Source organism: Sorangium sp. So ce296 (assembly GCF_051529605.1).
GTDB classification, from domain to species: domain Bacteria; phylum Myxococcota_A; class Polyangia; order Polyangiales; family Polyangiaceae; genus Sorangium; species Sorangium cellulosum_D.
In genome coordinates, this window is the sequence record NZ_CP150325.1 from 10,369,478 (window position 1) to 10,384,838 (window position 15,361).

General features: G+C 71.8%; 14 protein-coding genes. 4 read left to right on the forward strand and 10 right to left on the reverse strand.

Annotated features, from left to right (window positions below; genetic code table 11):
* Window positions 1–84: 84 nt before the first annotated feature.
* From WME98_RS38595 to WME98_RS38605, 3 genes are all read left to right on the forward strand, one after another.
* Window positions 85–753, forward strand: a complete 669-nt coding sequence (locus WME98_RS38595) for a methyltransferase (protein ID WP_437946730.1) — start codon at window positions 85–87, stop codon at window positions 751–753.
* 17 nt (window positions 754–770) lie between these two features.
* Window positions 771–1,586, forward strand: coding sequence for a class I SAM-dependent methyltransferase (locus WME98_RS38600; RefSeq protein WP_437946731.1), 816 nt, complete (start codon window positions 771–773; stop codon window positions 1,584–1,586).
* A 138-nt stretch (window positions 1,587–1,724) separates the two neighbouring features.
* Complete coding sequence (locus tag WME98_RS38605) at window positions 1,725–2,450, forward strand: SAM-dependent methyltransferase (protein ID WP_437946732.1); 726 nt, start codon at window positions 1,725–1,727, stop codon at window positions 2,448–2,450.
* Between the two features lie 87 nt (window positions 2,451–2,537).
* On the opposite strand, the gene sfnG is transcribed toward WME98_RS38605, so the two are convergent.
* The 4 genes from sfnG to WME98_RS38625 all read right to left on the reverse strand — a co-directional run bounded on the left by sfnG (window position 2,538) and on the right by WME98_RS38625 (window position 6,630).
* Window positions 2,538–3,683 (reverse strand): dimethylsulfone monooxygenase SfnG, encoded by a 1,146-nt coding sequence (gene sfnG / locus WME98_RS38610; RefSeq protein WP_437946733.1) that lies wholly within the window; start codon window positions 3,681–3,683, stop codon window positions 2,538–2,540.
* Window positions 3,684–3,715: 32 nt separating this feature from the next.
* The gene (locus WME98_RS38615; protein ID WP_437946734.1) at window positions 3,716–4,897 is read right to left on the reverse strand and encodes an acyl-CoA dehydrogenase family protein; all 1,182 of its coding nucleotides are present in this window, start codon (window positions 4,895–4,897) and stop codon (window positions 3,716–3,718) included.
* A 157-nt stretch (window positions 4,898–5,054) separates the two neighbouring features.
* Window positions 5,055–6,263: an acyl-CoA dehydrogenase family protein gene (locus tag WME98_RS38620; protein ID WP_437946735.1), complete on the reverse strand. Its 1,209-nt coding sequence runs from the start codon at window positions 6,261–6,263 to the stop codon at window positions 5,055–5,057.
* Window positions 6,264–6,315: 52 nt separating this feature from the next.
* Window positions 6,316–6,630 (reverse strand): hypothetical protein, encoded by a 315-nt coding sequence (locus WME98_RS38625; RefSeq protein ID WP_437946736.1) that lies wholly within the window; start codon window positions 6,628–6,630, stop codon window positions 6,316–6,318.
* Here WME98_RS38625 and ssuD point away from each other — a divergent pair.
* Window positions 6,623–7,762, forward strand: a complete 1,140-nt coding sequence (gene ssuD / locus WME98_RS38630) for an FMNH2-dependent alkanesulfonate monooxygenase (RefSeq protein ID WP_437946737.1) — start codon at window positions 6,623–6,625, stop codon at window positions 7,760–7,762. The genes WME98_RS38625 and ssuD overlap by 8 nt on opposite strands.
* Window positions 7,763–7,836: 74 nt before the next feature.
* On the opposite strand, the gene WME98_RS38635 is transcribed toward ssuD, so the two are convergent.
* From WME98_RS38635 to WME98_RS38660, 6 genes are all read right to left on the reverse strand, one after another.
* Window positions 7,837–8,997 (reverse strand): sigma 54-interacting transcriptional regulator, encoded by a 1,161-nt coding sequence (locus WME98_RS38635; protein ID WP_437946738.1) that lies wholly within the window; start codon window positions 8,995–8,997, stop codon window positions 7,837–7,839.
* Window positions 8,998–9,103: 106 nt separating this feature from the next.
* Window positions 9,104–9,670, reverse strand: a complete 567-nt coding sequence (ssuE, locus tag WME98_RS38640; RefSeq protein ID WP_437337582.1) for an NADPH-dependent FMN reductase — start codon at window positions 9,668–9,670, stop codon at window positions 9,104–9,106.
* Window positions 9,671–9,965: 295 nt separating this feature from the next.
* Window positions 9,966–11,957: a hypothetical protein gene (locus WME98_RS38645; RefSeq protein WP_437946739.1), complete on the reverse strand. Its 1,992-nt coding sequence runs from the start codon at window positions 11,955–11,957 to the stop codon at window positions 9,966–9,968.
* Between the two features lie 866 nt (window positions 11,958–12,823).
* On the reverse strand, window positions 12,824–13,564 hold the full coding sequence (locus WME98_RS38650) for a hypothetical protein (protein WP_437946740.1): 741 nt from the start codon (window positions 13,562–13,564) through the stop codon (window positions 12,824–12,826).
* The gene (locus WME98_RS38655; RefSeq protein ID WP_437946741.1) at window positions 13,561–14,166 is read right to left on the reverse strand and encodes an RNA polymerase sigma factor; all 606 of its coding nucleotides are present in this window, start codon (window positions 14,164–14,166) and stop codon (window positions 13,561–13,563) included. The genes WME98_RS38650 and WME98_RS38655 overlap by 4 nt, the downstream gene beginning before the upstream one ends.
* Window positions 14,166–15,263: a hypothetical protein gene (locus tag WME98_RS38660; RefSeq protein WP_437946742.1), complete on the reverse strand. Its 1,098-nt coding sequence runs from the start codon at window positions 15,261–15,263 to the stop codon at window positions 14,166–14,168. Before WME98_RS38660 ends, WME98_RS38655 begins: the two co-directional genes overlap by 1 nt.
* Window positions 15,264–15,361 lie beyond the last annotated feature (98 nt).

The window sequence follows — 15,361 nt, forward strand, 5'->3', positions numbered from 1 at the left end:
CGCCATCTACAATCGTCCTCGCGCAGGCGCGAAGTCGCGCCTTCTCTCTTGTTGCGGCGCATCTCGTACTTATATGGATGAGGTATGTTGTCGAGCGAACACACTCGACGCGACGCCGAGCTCCGCGCGATCCGCCGCCGGCAGCCGTACGCGATCGACGTCGACGGACTTCGGATCTGGGTCGCAGAAGACGTCTTTCCTCCCGATCTGGGCTACTCGCCGCGTCGGCTCGCGGCCGTCCTCGGGCGGTACACGCCTCGTCGCGCCCTCGATATGGGCTGCGGATCGGGGTACCTCGCCCTGGTGTTGAGCAAGAACGGAGCCAGAGAGGTCTGGGCGGTGGACAAGCATCCGCCGGCGATCGCGTGCACGACAGCGAACGTGGCGAGGAACCCGCCGCTCCGCGTCCGCGCGGTGGAGAGCGATCTGTTCTCGTCGGTCCCACCTGGCACGATGTTCGATCTCATCGTGTTCAATCAACCCTTCTATCCGAGCACGGCGCCGCGAGGCGTGTTCGGCATGAGGCGCGACGGCGGCCGCGCCATCATCGAGAGGTTCTTGATCCAGGCGAGGGGCTTCGTCGCGCGCGATTCCGTCATTCTCATGCCCTTCTCGCAGATGGCGGGAGCAGAGAACGATCCGGGCGCGATCGCGGCGCGGCTCGGGTACACGTCCCGGATCGTGCGCCGCGACGACGACGGGCCTCACGCGCACGTCATCCACGAGATCCGAGCGCGGGGCGGCGCGTCCTGACGCCGGCAGGAGAGGCCATGACCGGGTTCGACGTCAGCCGCTATCCTCTCTGCGGTGCGCCGGAGGCGATGCCCGCGCGCCCCCGCCGGCCGCATCGGCTGACCCACCAGGCCTGGGCCCTCGCGTCGCGCCGGTTCGTCCGCAATGACATCCCGCCCATCCTCGACCGGCTGGAGGGCTGCACGAGGGTCCTGGATATCGGCGGAGGAACCGGGGTGGTCGTGCGGCGCATCGCGGAGGCGCTCGGCGGGTGCACGACCGTCGAGCCCGACGCGGCGAGCGCGTCCGCGATCGGGGAGGGGCGAGCGGGCCACAGGATCTGCGTGCTGCGCGGCAAGGCCGAGCGCCTGCCGATCGAGGAGGACACGTTCGATGGGGTCGTGTCGACCTGGGTGCTTCACTACGTCGATGACGTCGTGAGCGCCGTGGAGGAGATGATCCGGGTGTGCGACAAGCGCGGGTCGAGGATCTTGATCGTGCAAGGGGCCCCCGACAACGAGATGATCGGCCTGCTGAACAGGAACTGCTGCGCCGTGGCGGGCGACGCGGCGGATCATCAGGGATACCTGCTCGCGACGGCCGCGGAGGTGCTCTTCGGCCGCGGCTTCAGGAGCATCGAGATGACGAGGGTGAACGTCGAGCTCCGCTGCGAGGAGGCCGATCTCGAGGAGCGGATAGCGAGCGCCGCGGAGGTCCTTCAGCGGTTCTGGTACGACCGGCACCCGGCGGCGGAGCTCATGAAGAGGCGGCTCGCTGGCGAGCTGAGGGCCCATTTCACGAGGAAGCCGAGCGCGATCGGCAACGATGGCGTCCTTTTGACCGCGCGCCGATGAGGTGCCCCGCCGGGGCCGGCCGGCGCGCGGCGCGGAGATGGGCGGAGATGGGCGGAGATGGGCGGAAATGGCGGGAGATGTCAGATGATGAGCGGTTCAGCATCCGTGGGACGGTTCGCGCACGCGAACGCGGCGCGTATGATCGATTACTGGCTCGGCGGCATTCACTACCTGCCGGTCGACATCGAGGCGGCGAAGGAATACGAGGCCGCGTACGGCGATTTCCGCGGCATCTTCCGCGTCCTGCGCGCGTACATCGGGCGCGCCGCGAGGGCGATCCGCGCGGAGGGCATCGATCAGCTCCTCGTCTTCGGCGCCGGGCTGCCGACCTCCGGGAACGTCCACGAGGCCGTGCCGGACGCGCGGGTGCTCTACACCGACGTGGATCCCATCAACATCGCGATGGGGCAGCGGATCCTCGCCGGCCTGCCGAACGTCGGGTATGCCTACTGCGACGCTTCGGACCTGACAACGCTGGACCGGGCGTCGGTCGAGCGCGTGCTCGGGCCGATCCGGCGGCTCGGGATCGTGTTCGTCGGGGTCGCCGCCTTCATCGCCGACGACAAGCTCGCGGCGACGTTCGCGTCGCTCCACGACCTGGCGCCGGCCGGCAGCTTGATGGCGCTCGATTTCGACAGCGAGATGTGCCGCCGGTACCCGCGGATCGTCGCGCTGCTCGAGGCGCCGGGGCTCCGGTTCCACATGCGCGCCCCGGAGGCCATCCGCCCGCTGCTCGGCCCGTGGCGGCTGACGAGCGAGGGGATCACCCCCGTCGGCGCCTGGCGCAATCACGGAGAGGACGCCGATTATCCGCCGTTCATGTACGGGTGCATGGCGCGCCGTGCGGGCGACGAGGAGGGCTGATCCGGGGCCGACCGCCCGCGGGGCGCCCGCCCCGCCCGGACCGAGCTCGCCGGAAGGCACCGGCGCCCGCGCGGGCGCCGGCCGCCCTCAGGCCGCCTTGCGCGCCTCGTCGGCCTCGAGCTCGCGGACGATCGGCAGGACCTTCTTCCCGAACTGCTCCACCTCCTCGAGGTAATGCAGGAACCCGCCCAGCACCAGATCGACCCCGGCCGCCTGATAGGCCACGATCCGCCTCGCGATCTGCTCGGGGGTGCCGATGAGGCCCGTGCGGAAGCCGTCGTTGTACTGCACGAGATCCTCGAAGTTGGAGTTGGCCCACATGCCCTCGCGCTCGGGCGACGCGCGGCCGGCTTGCCGCACGGCGTCGCCGAAGCCGTTCACGGCCTCCACGTCCGCGTGCGCGATGATGTCGCGCAGGACCTGCCGCGCCTCCTCCTCCGTGTCGCGGGCGATGATGAAGGCGTTCAGGCCGAACTTCACGCGGCGCCCCGCCCGCGCCGCGAGCTCCTGGATCTCGCTCACCTGCGCGCGGACGCCCTCGATGGAGTTGCCGTTCATGAAGTACCAGTCGGAGACGCGGGCGGCCATCTGCCGCGCTGCCTTCGAGTTCCCCCCCTGGAAGATCTCGGGGTGCGGCTTCTGCACCGGCTTCGGCTTCAGCGTGAAGTCGTTGATCCGGTAGAAGTCGCCCCGCAGCGAGAAGTGGTCCTCGGTCCAGATGCCCCGGAGCGCCCGGATGAACTCCTCCGAGCGCCGGTATCGCTCGTCGTGCTCGAGCCACGGCTCGCCGAGGGCGGTGAACTCCCCCTTGAACCAGCCGCTCACGACGTTGACGGCGAACCGCCCGCCCGACAGGTCGTCGGCGGTCGCGCCTAGCTTCGCGAGCACCCCGGGGTGCCACAGCCCCGGGTGGACCGCCGCGATCACCTTGAGCCGCTCGGTCGCGAGCAAGAGTGCCAGGCTGAATGACGTGGACTCGTGCTGGTTTTCGGCGCCGTAGCTCGCCATGTACCGGACCTGGCTGAGCGCATACTCGAAGCCGCTGTCCTCGGCGAGCCGGGCGAGCTTGCGGTTATAGTCGATGCCCCAGTGCGTCCGCTGCTCGATCTTGCTCACCACGAGCCCGCCGCTGACGTTCGGCACCCAGTACGCGAACTTCACGGGGCCGCGCGAAGGCGCCGTCGAGGGCAGCGCGGTCAGCGCGGTAGGCACAACATTTCCGTGATTACTCATGATTTCATTCCTCCAAGCATGCCCGCGGGGGCTCACTCTCCGCCGGCCTCGAAGAGCTCGAGCGGCAGGCCGACGAGGGATTTGCCGATCCACTCGCGCGCGATGTTGTTGGACGGCCCCATGCCGATCGCGGCGCGCGCGTCGCGGAAGGCGCGCTCGAGCGGCCCGCGGCGGTAGCCGTAGCCGCCGCTCACGTCGAGCGCGAGGCGCGCCACCTTGTTGGCCACCTCGGCGGCGTGGACCTTGAACTCGGTGAGCGGCATGAGCAGCTCGCCCTGCGGCCTGCCCGCCGCCTGGAGCTCGTCGAGCTGCTCGGCGAGCGCCGCCTGCCAGGGGCGGAGGCTCTCGACGAGGACCTTCGCCTCCCCGAGCTGCTGGCGGAGGACCTGGTAGTCGGCGAGCCGGCGATCGAAGTCGCGGTGCACCGTGCCGAGCGCGTACTGGGTCACGGTCGCGAGCGCGCCGCGGGCGACGCCGTGCCACGCGGCGCCGAGCCCGATGAGGTACACCGGCGAGACGCCGTGATAAATGATGTCCTTGCCCTGGCCCTCCGCGCCGAGCCGATCCCGGCGCGGCACGGGCACGTTGCTATAGCGGATCGGCCCGCTATGGTTGCCGTGCACCCCGAGGGCGTCCCAGCGGCCCGCCTCGATGCCCGGCCGCTTCCCGTCGACGATGAAGAAGGTGATGTCGGTCGGCCCCTTCGCGCCCGGCGTGCGCGTCTGGAGGACGTAATAGTCGGCCTTCCCCGCGCTGGTCGTGAACGACTTCTCGGCGGAGATCAGGTAATCGTCCCCGTCGCGCGCCGCCTCGCTGAAGTTGAACCACCAGTGGCCGCCGGACGCCTTCTCGCTCGTCGAGTAGGTGCCGACGAGCCCTCGCCGGGCGGGCTTGAGCCACCGCTCCTTCTGATCGTCGTTGCCGAAGAGCGCGATCGTCTGCACCGCGCCGATGTGCATGACGTAGACGAGCGCGGTCGACGCGCAGGCGCGCCCGATCTCCTCGGCCGCGATGGCGAACGCCGTGTGGCCCAGCCCGAGGCCGCCAAGCTCCTCGGGCAGGAGCACCCCATTCCACCCCTCGCGCGCGAGCGCGTCGAGGTTCTCGCGCGGGAAGACCCCCTCGCGATCGATCCGCTCGGCGTTCGGCGCGATCACGGCGGCGACAATCGCCCCCACACGCTCGCGGATCGCTGCATCATCTCGTCTCGCCATGTCTCTCTCCTCATGACGGCGCACGCGCGCCGATCGCTCTTGCCAGGGTCCGGTCAGGCGAGCTCCCGTCACGGCGCCGCCCCGCCGCGCGCGCGCCGCGCCTCGACGTCGCCATCCCGGGAGGGCTCGCTGCCCGGGTCGGTCGTGTCGCGCTCCCTTACGAGTAGAAGCTCGGCTCCGGGATCGCGCCGTTCAGCGCATAGGCGCCGAGCTCGCGCGACTTGTAATCGACCGGGTCGTGCAGCGTGTGCGTGCGCAGGTTCCGCCAGAACCGATCCATCCCGGCGCTGGCGGCCGTCGCGCTCGCCCCCATCACCTCGAACATGCCGTTCGTGATCTCGAGCCCTGCGCGCGACGTCGCCACCTTCGCCGCGGCGACGGCGATCGCGCACCCGCCGCGCTGCTCGGGGCTCAACCGATCTCCCTGCTCCCACGCCGCCTGGAACGCCGCCCCGGCGCGATCGGCGAGCAGGCGCGCGCCCTCGAGGGCGAGCCACAGGTCGCCGTACCGGAGGAGGACATACGGGTCCTCGGTCGCGGGCGTCCCCTTGGCGGCGATCCACGGCCGCCGCCGCGTGCCCGTGTACCGCCGCGCCTCCTCGAACGCCCCTTCGGCGAGGCCGAGGTACACGTTCACCAGCACGAGCTGGGCGAGGCACGGGCGCAGCGAGGCGAACGGCGAGCCGAGCGGCCCCGGCGTGGTGAGCAGCTCGTCCGCCCGTACCTCGACGTCGTCGAGCTCGACGGTGCCGCTGTCGGTCTGCCGCTGTCCCATGTTGTCCCAGTCGTCGAGCACCCGGATCCCCGGCCGACGGGTGGGGACGGCGGCGACGACGAGCTTGGATGTCGCGTCGTCGAGCGCCGACACGATGAGCATGTCCGAGTCGCTCGCCCCGGAGCAGAAGCTCTTCGCGCCGCGCACGGCGAGGCCGTCGCCGCGGCGCACGAGGCGCGCGCGCGTGTCGAGCGGGTTCAGTGCGTTTCCCCAGAACCAGCGCTCCGCGACGCTCGCGGCCTGGAGCCGGCTCGCCTGGTCCGCGCTCCCGAAGAGCCGCAACGTCGCGAGCATCAGGTGATGAAAGCCGAACACATGGGCGACGGCGCTGTCGGCGCGGGCGATGCGCCGGACCGCCTCGAGCACGACGGTCCAGGGCGCTCCCCAGCCGCCCAGGGGCGCCGGCACCGAGAGCGACAAGAGCCCGCTCCGCCGCAGCCGATCGCGCTCCTCCTTGGGCGTCCCGCCCCGCTTGTCCCGCTCGACGGCCGTCACGGCGAAGGCGCGCGCGAGATCGTCGGCGACGTCGAGCGCGCTGCCCGGCGCCGGAGGCGACTGTCCATTGCTTGCGTGAGCCACTTCGCCCTGCATGCCTCGGCCTCGGTGGACATGCGATGTCGCGACGTCGCGCGCCATTGGCACATCACTGGCTAAAGTCGGAAATTGCCTTATAACTAGGCATGAGCCGTGCCATCGAGCAGCCCGCGCGGACTCGGTCCTTGCGCCATGAAGGCTGTCCGGCGTTGCTGCTCCAGCAGCAGTCGCTGCGCGCGCGCTGCTGCCCCAGCAGCAACTGCTGCTCCAGCAGCAGCGTCAGCGTCGCGGTGCGCGCGGGCGCCCTCGGACGGCGGGCGGCGCTCGCGCGGAAGCCTGTCACCTCGCGTCTGCGGCGCGAAACGTGCTTCCGGGCCGCTGGCCCGGTGATCCACGGGCGAGGAGCCCACGATTTCATGAACATCTTCTGGTTTCTCCCGACGCACGGCGATGGCCGCTATCTCGGCACCGCCGAGGGGGCGCGCCCCGTCTCGCTCGCCTACCTTCGCCAGATCGCGCAGGCCGCCGACGACCTCGGCTATTACGGCGTGCTGCTCCCCACGGGGAGGTCTTGCGAGGATGCCTGGGCGATCGCGTCGGCGATGATCCCGCTCACGCAGCGGCTGCGGTTCCTCGTCGCGCTGCGGCCGGGCATCGTCTCGCCCACGTGGGCTGCCCGCATGGCGTCCACGGTCGATCGGCTCTCCGACGGCCGCCTGATCCTCAACGTGGTGACCGGCGGCGATCCCGCGGAGGCCGAGGGCGACGGCGTCTTTCTCGGCCACGACGAGCGGTATGCCGTGACCGACGAGTTCCTCACCATCTGGCGCCGCGTCATGGCCGGCGAGACGGTCGACTTCGAGGGCAAGCACCTGCGCGTCAAGGGGGCGAAGCTCCTGTATCCGCCGATCCAGACGCCGCACCCGCCGCTCTACATCGGCGGATCGTCGCCCGCGGGGCACGCGCTGGCCGCGCGCCACCACGACGTCTACCTGACGTGGGGCGAGCCCCCGGCCGCCGTGGCCGAGAAGATCGCGGACGTGCGCCGCCGCGCGGCCGTGGAGGGGCGCGAGGTGCGCTTCGGGATCCGCCTGCACGTCATCGTGCGCGAGACGGCCGAGGCCGCGTGGGCCGCTGCGAACGACCTCATCCGGCACCTCGACGACCGCGCCATCGCCGCGGCGCAGCAGGCGTTCGCGCGCTTCGACTCCGAGGGCCAGCGGCGCATGGCGGCGCTGCACAGCGGGCGGCGCGAGGCGCTCGAGATCAGCCCGAACCTCTGGGCCGGGGTCGGGCTCGTGCGCGGCGGCGCCGGCACCGCGCTCGTGGGCGACCCGGAGACGGTCGCGCTCCGCATGCGCGAGTACGCCGAGCTCGGGATCGACACGTTCATCCTGTCGGGCTATCCGCACCTCGAGGAGGCTTATCGCGTCGCCGAGCTGCTCTTCCCGCGGCTCTCCGTCGCGCGGAAGGGGACTGACGTCCGCACCAACCTCACGGGGCCGTTCGGCGAGGTGATCGCCAACGACATCCTCCCCCAGCGGTCGCAGAGCTGAGCGGGCCAGAGCGCCGCGTCGCGCGCGCCGCCGGGCGGCTCCGGGCCGTGACCGCGCGCGGCGCGGGCGCGCGGTCAGGGCTCGGGGGCCAGGAGCTCTCGCACCGCCGCGCGCGCCTCCCCGGCCCTCGACAGCGAAGCTGGGGACTCCGACGTGGGGGGCGCCGCGAGCTCGCCGGATTGCAAGAGGCGCGCGCGCACGAGGTCGCGGGTGACGCCGAGCAGGTTCGCCGTGTGCCCCAGGTTGCGCTCGCAGCGGCGGTACGCGGCGCGGATCACGATCTCCTCGACGCGCTCGTGCACGTTGGGAAAGTCGCCCTCGAACAGGGCGGTGATGGCGCTCTCGAGCGTGGCCATCCACGCGTCGACGCCGCTCGACGCGCCGGGGAGCGCGGGCGGAGGCGCCTTGGGGGGGAGGCTCGCGAGCCGCAGATCGCTCCCTGTCACGCGGCCAGCGCGGCAGACGAGGAGCGCCTGTTGAATGACGTGCTCCAGCTCGCGGATGTTGCCCGGCCACGGGTGCGCCAGCAGCCGCTCCATCGCCGACGACGCGAGCACGCACGGCGCGGGGCCGAGGCGGCGCCCGTACGTGGCGAGGAAATGCCGGGCGAGCGGGAGGATGTCGCCCGGCCGCTCGCGCAGGGCCGGCACCGCGATCGCCGCGCCGGAGAGCCGGGAGAGCAGGTCCTCACGGAACCTGTCGACGGCGACCATGTCCTCGAGCGGGACGCTGGCGGCGGCGATGACGCGCACGTCGGCGGGCGCCGGCTGCCGCGCGCCGAGCCGGACGACCTCGCGATCCTGCAGCAAGCGCAGCAGCCTGTCCTGCGCGCCGACCGGGAGATACCCGATCTCGTCGAGGTAGAGCGTGCCGCCCTCGGCCGCCTCGACCAGACTGCGCTTCGGGGCGGGGCCTCTCGCGCCGCTCCCATGCTCGACGCGCTCGACGCGCTCGACTCCGAAGATCGCGCTCTCCGCGAGCGCGGGCGACAGCGCCGCGCAGCTCACGGCGACGAAGGGCCGGCTGCGGCGCGCGCCGAGCTCGTGCACGTAGCGCGCGAGGATCTCCTTTCCCGTCCCGGTCTCGCCGGCGAGGAGCACGGCCGCGTCGCCCGCGGCCGCCTGCTTCACGCGCTGGAGCAGCTGGTGCGATCGGCGGTCCTCGAAGGCGAGCGCCGTGGCGCGCTCGGTCGGGGCCGTGGTCGATTCCGGGGTGGGGAGGGTGAGCAAGCGCATGGTCTACCTCGAAGCACCGGGAGTTGTTGGCTGGTGTCTGCGCTTCCGTGGGATCGAGCGATCGAACCGGAGGGCGCCGTGCGGCGCCCTCCTCCCCGGCCGGACCTCAGGCGGCCACGTCGCGCGCCGGGAGCGGGAGGCCTTCGCGGAGCACGCTGTCGATGAAGGGCCTCACGACCTCTTCCAGCTTGCTTCCGAGCTCGTCATCGATCTCGAGCGCGCCGTCCTCGCCGAGCCGAAGCGCCTTGTCGAGGAGGAAGAGCCCGGCGAGCACGTGCCGAGCGCCGAGCGACTGGAGGACCGGGCGGAGCCCGTAATCGATGGCGAGCACGTGCGCGAGCGTCCCCCCCGTGGCGAGCGGCAGCACGGCCTTCCCCGCGAGCCCGAACTGCGGCAGGAGGTCGAGGAACGCCTTGAGCGCTCCCGTGTACGAGGCCTTGTAGATGGGCGTCGCGATGACGACCCCGGCCGCCTCCGCGACGATCCGCACCGCGTCCGCGACGGCGGGCGAATCGACGCGGCCGAAGAGGACGTCCTCGGCGGGGAGATCGCGGACGTTGACGGTGGTGACGCGAAACCCCTCGCGCCCGAGCCGCGCCGCGATCCGGGCGGCCAGCGCGGCCGTCTTCGAACGGGCAGAAACACTTCCAGTGATGATGGCAATGCCTGACATGAACGCGTCATAACAAAGCCCACGGCTCTTGTCTACTATAACGGATGATTCATCCGTCTTGACGGACTGTGCCCGACGGATCGCTGCTGCGGCCCTCCTGCGCGTGAGCCTGCGGAGACGATGGGTGTCATGGCGTTCCCTGGTGCCTACATGCACCTGCACGGCGCCCCGCGGCGTGGCTGTGCGCGGGCGCGCGTGGGCCACAAAAGAAAAAAGGAAGAGGACGCCGGTCGGGGGGGAGAGCACCGGCGCCTCTTCCTGAGCGGGCGCTCGCCTTCGCGAGCGCCCGCCCCCGCTAATTCTCGAACCGGACGTTATCCAGGTAGTACGGCCCCGAGTTGGTGGTCACGTTGAAGTTGAACTGCAGCTTCACGTCGGTGGGCCGCGGCGTTGCGCTCAGCGCGTTCTTTGTCGCCGTCGCCAGCGAGGCGAACTGGAGCCTCTGGAACGACCCCCGCGTGATCGGCGTGAGCGGCACGTTCCCGGCCCACTCGTTGTTGATGCCGGCCGACGGGATCGAGATCAGCACCTCGACGTTCCCGACCCAGCTCGGGTTCGGCTGCGCGGGAGACACGAAGAGGTCGACCGTGATCTTGTTGCCGATCGTGAGCCCCGCGGTGCTGAAATTCGGGCTGACGACCGCGTGGAACGTGCCCGGCGTCAGGATCTGGAGGGAGGAGATGCCCTCCACCGCGCGGCCCGTGTGGAGCGACAGCTGGGCCTGCGTCGACGTCCACGCGCCCGGCTTCTCGAACCCGAGGATCGGGTTGTTGAGGAGGAAGTCCGCCATCACGTTCTCCCGGAACGGGATGAACACCTCCGTGAGCGCCTCCGAGATGGCGAAGCGCTGCCCGCCCTCGATGGGGTCGCTCTCGAGCTGCTCGGTCGTCTGGACGAACGGGGCCGTCTTGGCCAGCGTATCCGTCGTGCCGAGATCGAGCTCGACGGTGGGCGAGCCCGTGGCGTCGCCGATGGGCTCATGGCACCCGCTGCACGACAGCGAGAACGCGCGCCCGACGATCTGGTCCGGCGTGAGCGTGCTGCCCATGGCGGTGAGCTTGTTCTGGATGCTGGTCCTGAGCGCCGAGGTCCCGCTGCCGAACGTGGCGAAGTAGTTGTTCTGGAGCCCGATCATCTGGCTCTCCCCGGCGTTCATGGTCGTCGGGTAGCCCGGCTCGAACGCGAAGCGGTTGATGTCGTCGGCCGCGGCGAGCCGCTCCACCAGGCTCGGGAACGACGTGTTCCGGAAGGTGACGGCGCGCGCGTCGGTCGACGCGGGATCGAAGAGCGGCGCGGCCGGGGTGTCCTTCACGAAGGACGGGGTCGCGACCAGCGTGGCGCTCGTCCCGGAGCCGGTGTGCAGGAGCCTGAACTCCCGCAGGTTCCACGTCGTGAAGGGCACGGGCGGATCCCCGACGACCTCGGGGGCGAAGAGGAACTCGTTGGTCCGGATCTGGCCGCCGAACGGCCCTGTGTTCTGACCGTAATGATCGATGTGGATGACGGGCTCGAACCCGGGCAGCCCCTCGAAGTAGAAGTCGTGCAGCGCGTCCCGCCGGTCCGCGAGGGTCTCCGACGGGTCGGACAGGCCGTACCAGAAGTCGACGATCGGGCGGCAGCCCTCCCGGCCCAGGCTCGGCGTCGGGTTGGGCAGCCGGGCCTCGAAGATGATGAAGTTGCGCAGCTGGAACGCCCCCGGGGTCATGCCCGAGCGCCTCGCGAAGACCACGCGGTACTCACCGCAGTTGGCGCCGTCCGGCGGGGCGAGGTCGAAGCGGTTCGACAAGGTCGTGGCGACGTACGCGTTGTCGGCGGTCTCGTCGGCGAAGGGATCCCGGTCGGCCTCGAAGCCCACGGCGCGGGGGCAGTCGATCGGCCAGCCGTTGATCGACCCGTCCGAGCCGGGGATCACCACGTCATCGCAGTTCGGGCCGAGCCCGAGCCCGTCCGCGGCCTTCCGGTTCGTGTCCATGAGCTGCTGGAACAGCTGGAGGGGCGTCAGGCTGACGCCCGCCTGATCGATGAGCTGCTGGAGCACGTCCTTCAGCGTGAACGCGCTGAGGATATCGGCGTTCGTGACGACGAGCGACTTGCGCCCCTCGATCGGGAACGCCAGCGAAAGCTCCTGTGCGGCGGACGCGGTGTCGCCCTCCGCGAGATCGGCCGGATCGCCGTTCGTCGGCGAGAGATCCGCGCAGGAGACCGGCAGCATCGCGAGCGAGATCAGCGCGGCGCGCCGCGCCCGTCGGAGCGCTCCGGCGGGGGCAGAGCCAACATGAGAGCGCACCGGATTGCTCGAACTCGACGGCTTAGAGAACATGAAACCTCCTGAGAACGACGACGACAAACGACGGAGCCCGCGCTCTGGCGCGCGCGCTCCCGGGTGACGGCTGGACGTGCGGACAGAGCCCGACGATCGCGGACGAGCGCGCGCGTCGACCTGCGAAGACACGAGTCGAGCGCGCTCCCGAGCGGGGCACGACGCGCATGGATGGCGTCGAGCCTACGGCTCTGCGATGAGGCGAAGTGACGCCCTCATCTCCCGGAGCGGCTGCCCGTGAACGCGGGCTGAACAATAGTGGTATTTACGTCCCGAGCAAGCCTTATCCGATGTCATGTCCGTGACATGCCAGGCGCCGCGCGTGCGGCGCCGATCGGCCGTCGATGAACACCCGGAGATCATCGTCGCTGGCGTGGACGAGGGATTCGCCGCTCATGTGCTCGAACGTCGGATGGAGCTCGTGCGTGAAGCGTAGTTGCGCGCGACCCTCGCTGCCCGGGCCGCGGTCGTCGATAGGGGAGAGCTCCCTGTCGAGGAAGATGCCTGTCCCGCGAACGCGCATGTTCATGGGGCGGTGTACGGATCTCGCCGCCATGGCCGTCGTCGGCGGGGCTCAGCTTCTCGACCGATGACGGCGACGTCGGTCGGGCACGCGGCGGGCGGGAGCGCGGAGGCCGCCGGGGGGACGACGGCCGTCGCCGGGGGGCCAGCCCGGGCGCCGGGCGCGGCGCACCGGCCCGACCTCGTCGACGATCGCCACATGCCCCGTGAATGCTGCCGAGCCCGCTGGCCCTTCACGAAATCGTGAGGGGCGCGTCGCTCTTCAGCCCGCCGCGGCGCCGCGGCCTCGCGGCCCTCGGGCCGTCAGGGCGTCACGGCGTGGCGCTGACGATCCGGCGCACCGGCTCGGCGAAGGAGCTCGACGGGTAGCGCGCCACGAACGCCGCCGCCCGCGCCCGCGCCTCGTCGGCGCGCCCGAGGCGCATCAGCGCGCGGATCGCGATGAACTCCCGCTCCTCCGCGAGCCGTCCCTTGGGGAAATCGGCCTCGTGCCGGGCCAGCGCGGCGAGGGCGGCCGCCGGGTCCTGCGCGAGCGCGGCCCGCGACTGGTCGACGAGGTTCGACTCCCGGACCAGGTCGTCGTTGTCCACCGCGGCGATCGCGTCGGGCGTCGGCGCGGCCGGCCGGGCGTTCCGCGGCGCCTCCCGGCGGGCGACGGGCGCGGGCGCCGGCTCCGCCGCCGGCGCGGGCGCCGGCTCGGGCGCGGGCGGCGGGGCGGCGGCGGGCAGGCCGCCCCGCGCGCTCGAGAACAGCTGCTCCAGCGGCAGGTCGGTCAGCGGCGCGACCGGCGCGGCGGCGCTCCGGCCGTCGTCGAGGGCGGCGTAGAGCCCGGCCCCGCCGGCGCCGAGGCCCACCGCGAGGAAGATCCCCTTGATCCACATCGGCACCGTCGCCCCGGCGCCCGCGCTCGTCGCGAGCGGCGCCACCCGGGCCGCGGTGCGCGCGAGCTCGGCGGAGGTCATCGGGCGCGGGCGCGAGGCGGCGAGGAGGAGCTCGCGCGCTCCCAGCGGGGCGCCGCCACCTTCCTGCTTCCATCGCTTCGGATCGCTCATTGGACCCCCCTGCGCGCGCGCTCGGACTCGCTCTTCTTCAACAGCGTGGCGAACTCTTTCCGTGCCGCGTGGAGGCGCGAGTATACGGTGCCGACGGGGACGCCGACCAGGCTCGCGATCTCGTTGCAGGGCATCTCTTCGATCTCGAACATGACGAACACGGCTCTTCGGTCGAGATCCATGGCCTCGAGGATGCCGTCGAGCCGCAATCTCGCTTGATGTTGGGAGGTGATCTCTTCGGGGCCGCGCGCGGAGTCCGGCACGTCGTCCACCACCTCGCCGAGGCGCTCCCGCCGCGTGTGCGCGCGGCGGCGGTGCGACGCGGCGACGCGGCGGCAGATGGCGAAGAGCCAGGTCGTGATGGGGCAGGCCCAGTCGAAGGACGGGAGCCGCCGCTGGACGACGATGAAGACGTCCTGGAAGGCATCTTCCAGGTCCGGATGCTGGATGCCGAACCGCTGGAGGGTGGCCCAGACGAATCCGCCGTGCTCGGCGTGTAGGGCGACGAGGCTCCGCGGCGACGGCTTGGCGTCGCCCAGGACCTCTGCTCGTAAAGCTTGCTCCACGGTCTGGTGGATGCTGCCAGTCGGGGGATCCTTCATCAAAAGGTGACCCCGACCCCCGCGAACGCCGCGCCGCCGACGGCCGGCTGCTCGAAGCCCGCCGGTTGCCCGTCCTGCAGCTGGAAGCTGTACCGTGTCATCGGAACGAAGAGATCGATCCCGGTCTCGAGCCGGAGCGGCCCGACGATGCGGACGCCGAGCCGGGTGCCGGCCCCGAGGCTGAGCCAGGCCCGCGAGCCGACGTCGGTCGGCAGGATCGTCGGGGTGATCTGCTCGTCCCCGTAGACGACGGCGTGGATGGCGCCCGCCACCACGCGGCCGCAGAGCCCGAGGGCGAGCGATCGGCTCCGGACCGCCTCCAGGCACCCGCCGAGCCAGCCGGCGGTGAGGCCGAAGGCGAACGTCCGCTGGGTCGCGTGCTGCTCCGGGAGCCAGAGCGCCCCGGTCTCGAGGGTCCACCGCGGCAGGACCGCCCACTCGCCCGAGAGGGCGACGCCGGCCCCGGGCGAGGGGACGAGGCCCACCGAGGCGAACCCGCGCCAGGCGACCGAGATCCCGACGGGCGGCGGATCTTCGGCCGGCGGCGGCGCGGCCCGGGTCTCGGCCGGCCAGGGGAACGGCGGCTCCGGCGACCGCGTGGCCGCCGGCGGGCTCGGCGGCCGCACGGCGGCCGGCGGAGGAGGAGGAGGCGGCGCCGGCGCGGCGGCCGGCGGCGGGGGGACCTCGGCCGGGGGGGAGAGGGCGGCCTCGGGATCGGTGGTGAGCATGATGTGCACCGCCGCCGCGGCCACGATCCCGTCGCAGCTCTGGCCGTGGTCGGAGAACTCGCGGACGGTCGGCGGGGCGCCGTCGCACAGCTGGGTCCGGATCGTGGCCGACCAGGCGCCGGGCTGCCCCTGCACCATGGCCTCGATCGAGGCGACCTTGCCCGTGGTGACGAGATCGCGCCCGAGCCGCCGCGAGATCTCGGCGCGGAACTGGGCCGCGCTAGGGCACTGCGCCTCCGCGCCCGCGAGGCGCACCCACGACACGTCGGCGGCGCCGCGGTCGCACTCCTCGGCCCACGCCCCGGCCGGGGCGAGCGCGACGCAGGCGCCGAGGACCGACATCAGCGTACGTACGGCCGGTTCGCTCACCGCCGCCCCCTTCGCGCCGGCGGACCGGGCTCGCGGCGGGGGAAGGGGCGACTTCGTATGGTGCGGCGCGTCATAGCGGAGAGAATGTTAGCTCAGTC

Excerpts from the sequence above, each read along its gene's own strand:
- WME98_RS38595 (WP_437946730.1), top strand. The coding sequence starts at position 85 with ATGTTGTCGAGCGAACACACTCGACGCGACGCCGAGCTCCGCGCGATC.
- WME98_RS38620 (WP_437946735.1), bottom strand. The coding sequence starts at position 6,263 with ATGCAGGGCGAAGTGGCTCACGCAAGCAATGGACAGTCGCCTCCGGCG.
- sfnG (WP_437946733.1), bottom strand. The coding sequence starts at position 3,683 with ATGAGTAATCACGGAAATGTTGTGCCTACCGCGCTGACCGCGCTGCCC.
- WME98_RS38650 (WP_437946740.1), bottom strand. The coding sequence starts at position 13,564 with ATGAGCGATCCGAAGCGATGGAAGCAGGAAGGTGGCGGCGCCCCGCTG.
- WME98_RS38625 (WP_437946736.1), bottom strand. The coding sequence starts at position 6,630 with ATGTTCATGAAATCGTGGGCTCCTCGCCCGTGGATCACCGGGCCAGCG.
- ssuD (WP_437946737.1), top strand. The coding sequence starts at position 6,623 with ATGAACATCTTCTGGTTTCTCCCGACGCACGGCGATGGCCGCTATCTC.
- WME98_RS38655 (WP_437946741.1), bottom strand. The coding sequence starts at position 14,166 with ATGAAGGATCCCCCGACTGGCAGCATCCACCAGACCGTGGAGCAAGCT.
- WME98_RS38600 (WP_437946731.1), top strand. The coding sequence starts at position 771 with ATGACCGGGTTCGACGTCAGCCGCTATCCTCTCTGCGGTGCGCCGGAG.
- WME98_RS38605 (WP_437946732.1), top strand. The coding sequence starts at position 1,725 with ATGATCGATTACTGGCTCGGCGGCATTCACTACCTGCCGGTCGACATC.
- WME98_RS38615 (WP_437946734.1), bottom strand. The coding sequence starts at position 4,897 with ATGGCGAGACGAGATGATGCAGCGATCCGCGAGCGTGTGGGGGCGATT.
- WME98_RS38635 (WP_437946738.1), bottom strand. The coding sequence starts at position 8,997 with ATGCGCTTGCTCACCCTCCCCACCCCGGAATCGACCACGGCCCCGACC.
- ssuE (WP_437337582.1), bottom strand. The coding sequence starts at position 9,670 with ATGTCAGGCATTGCCATCATCACTGGAAGTGTTTCTGCCCGTTCGAAG.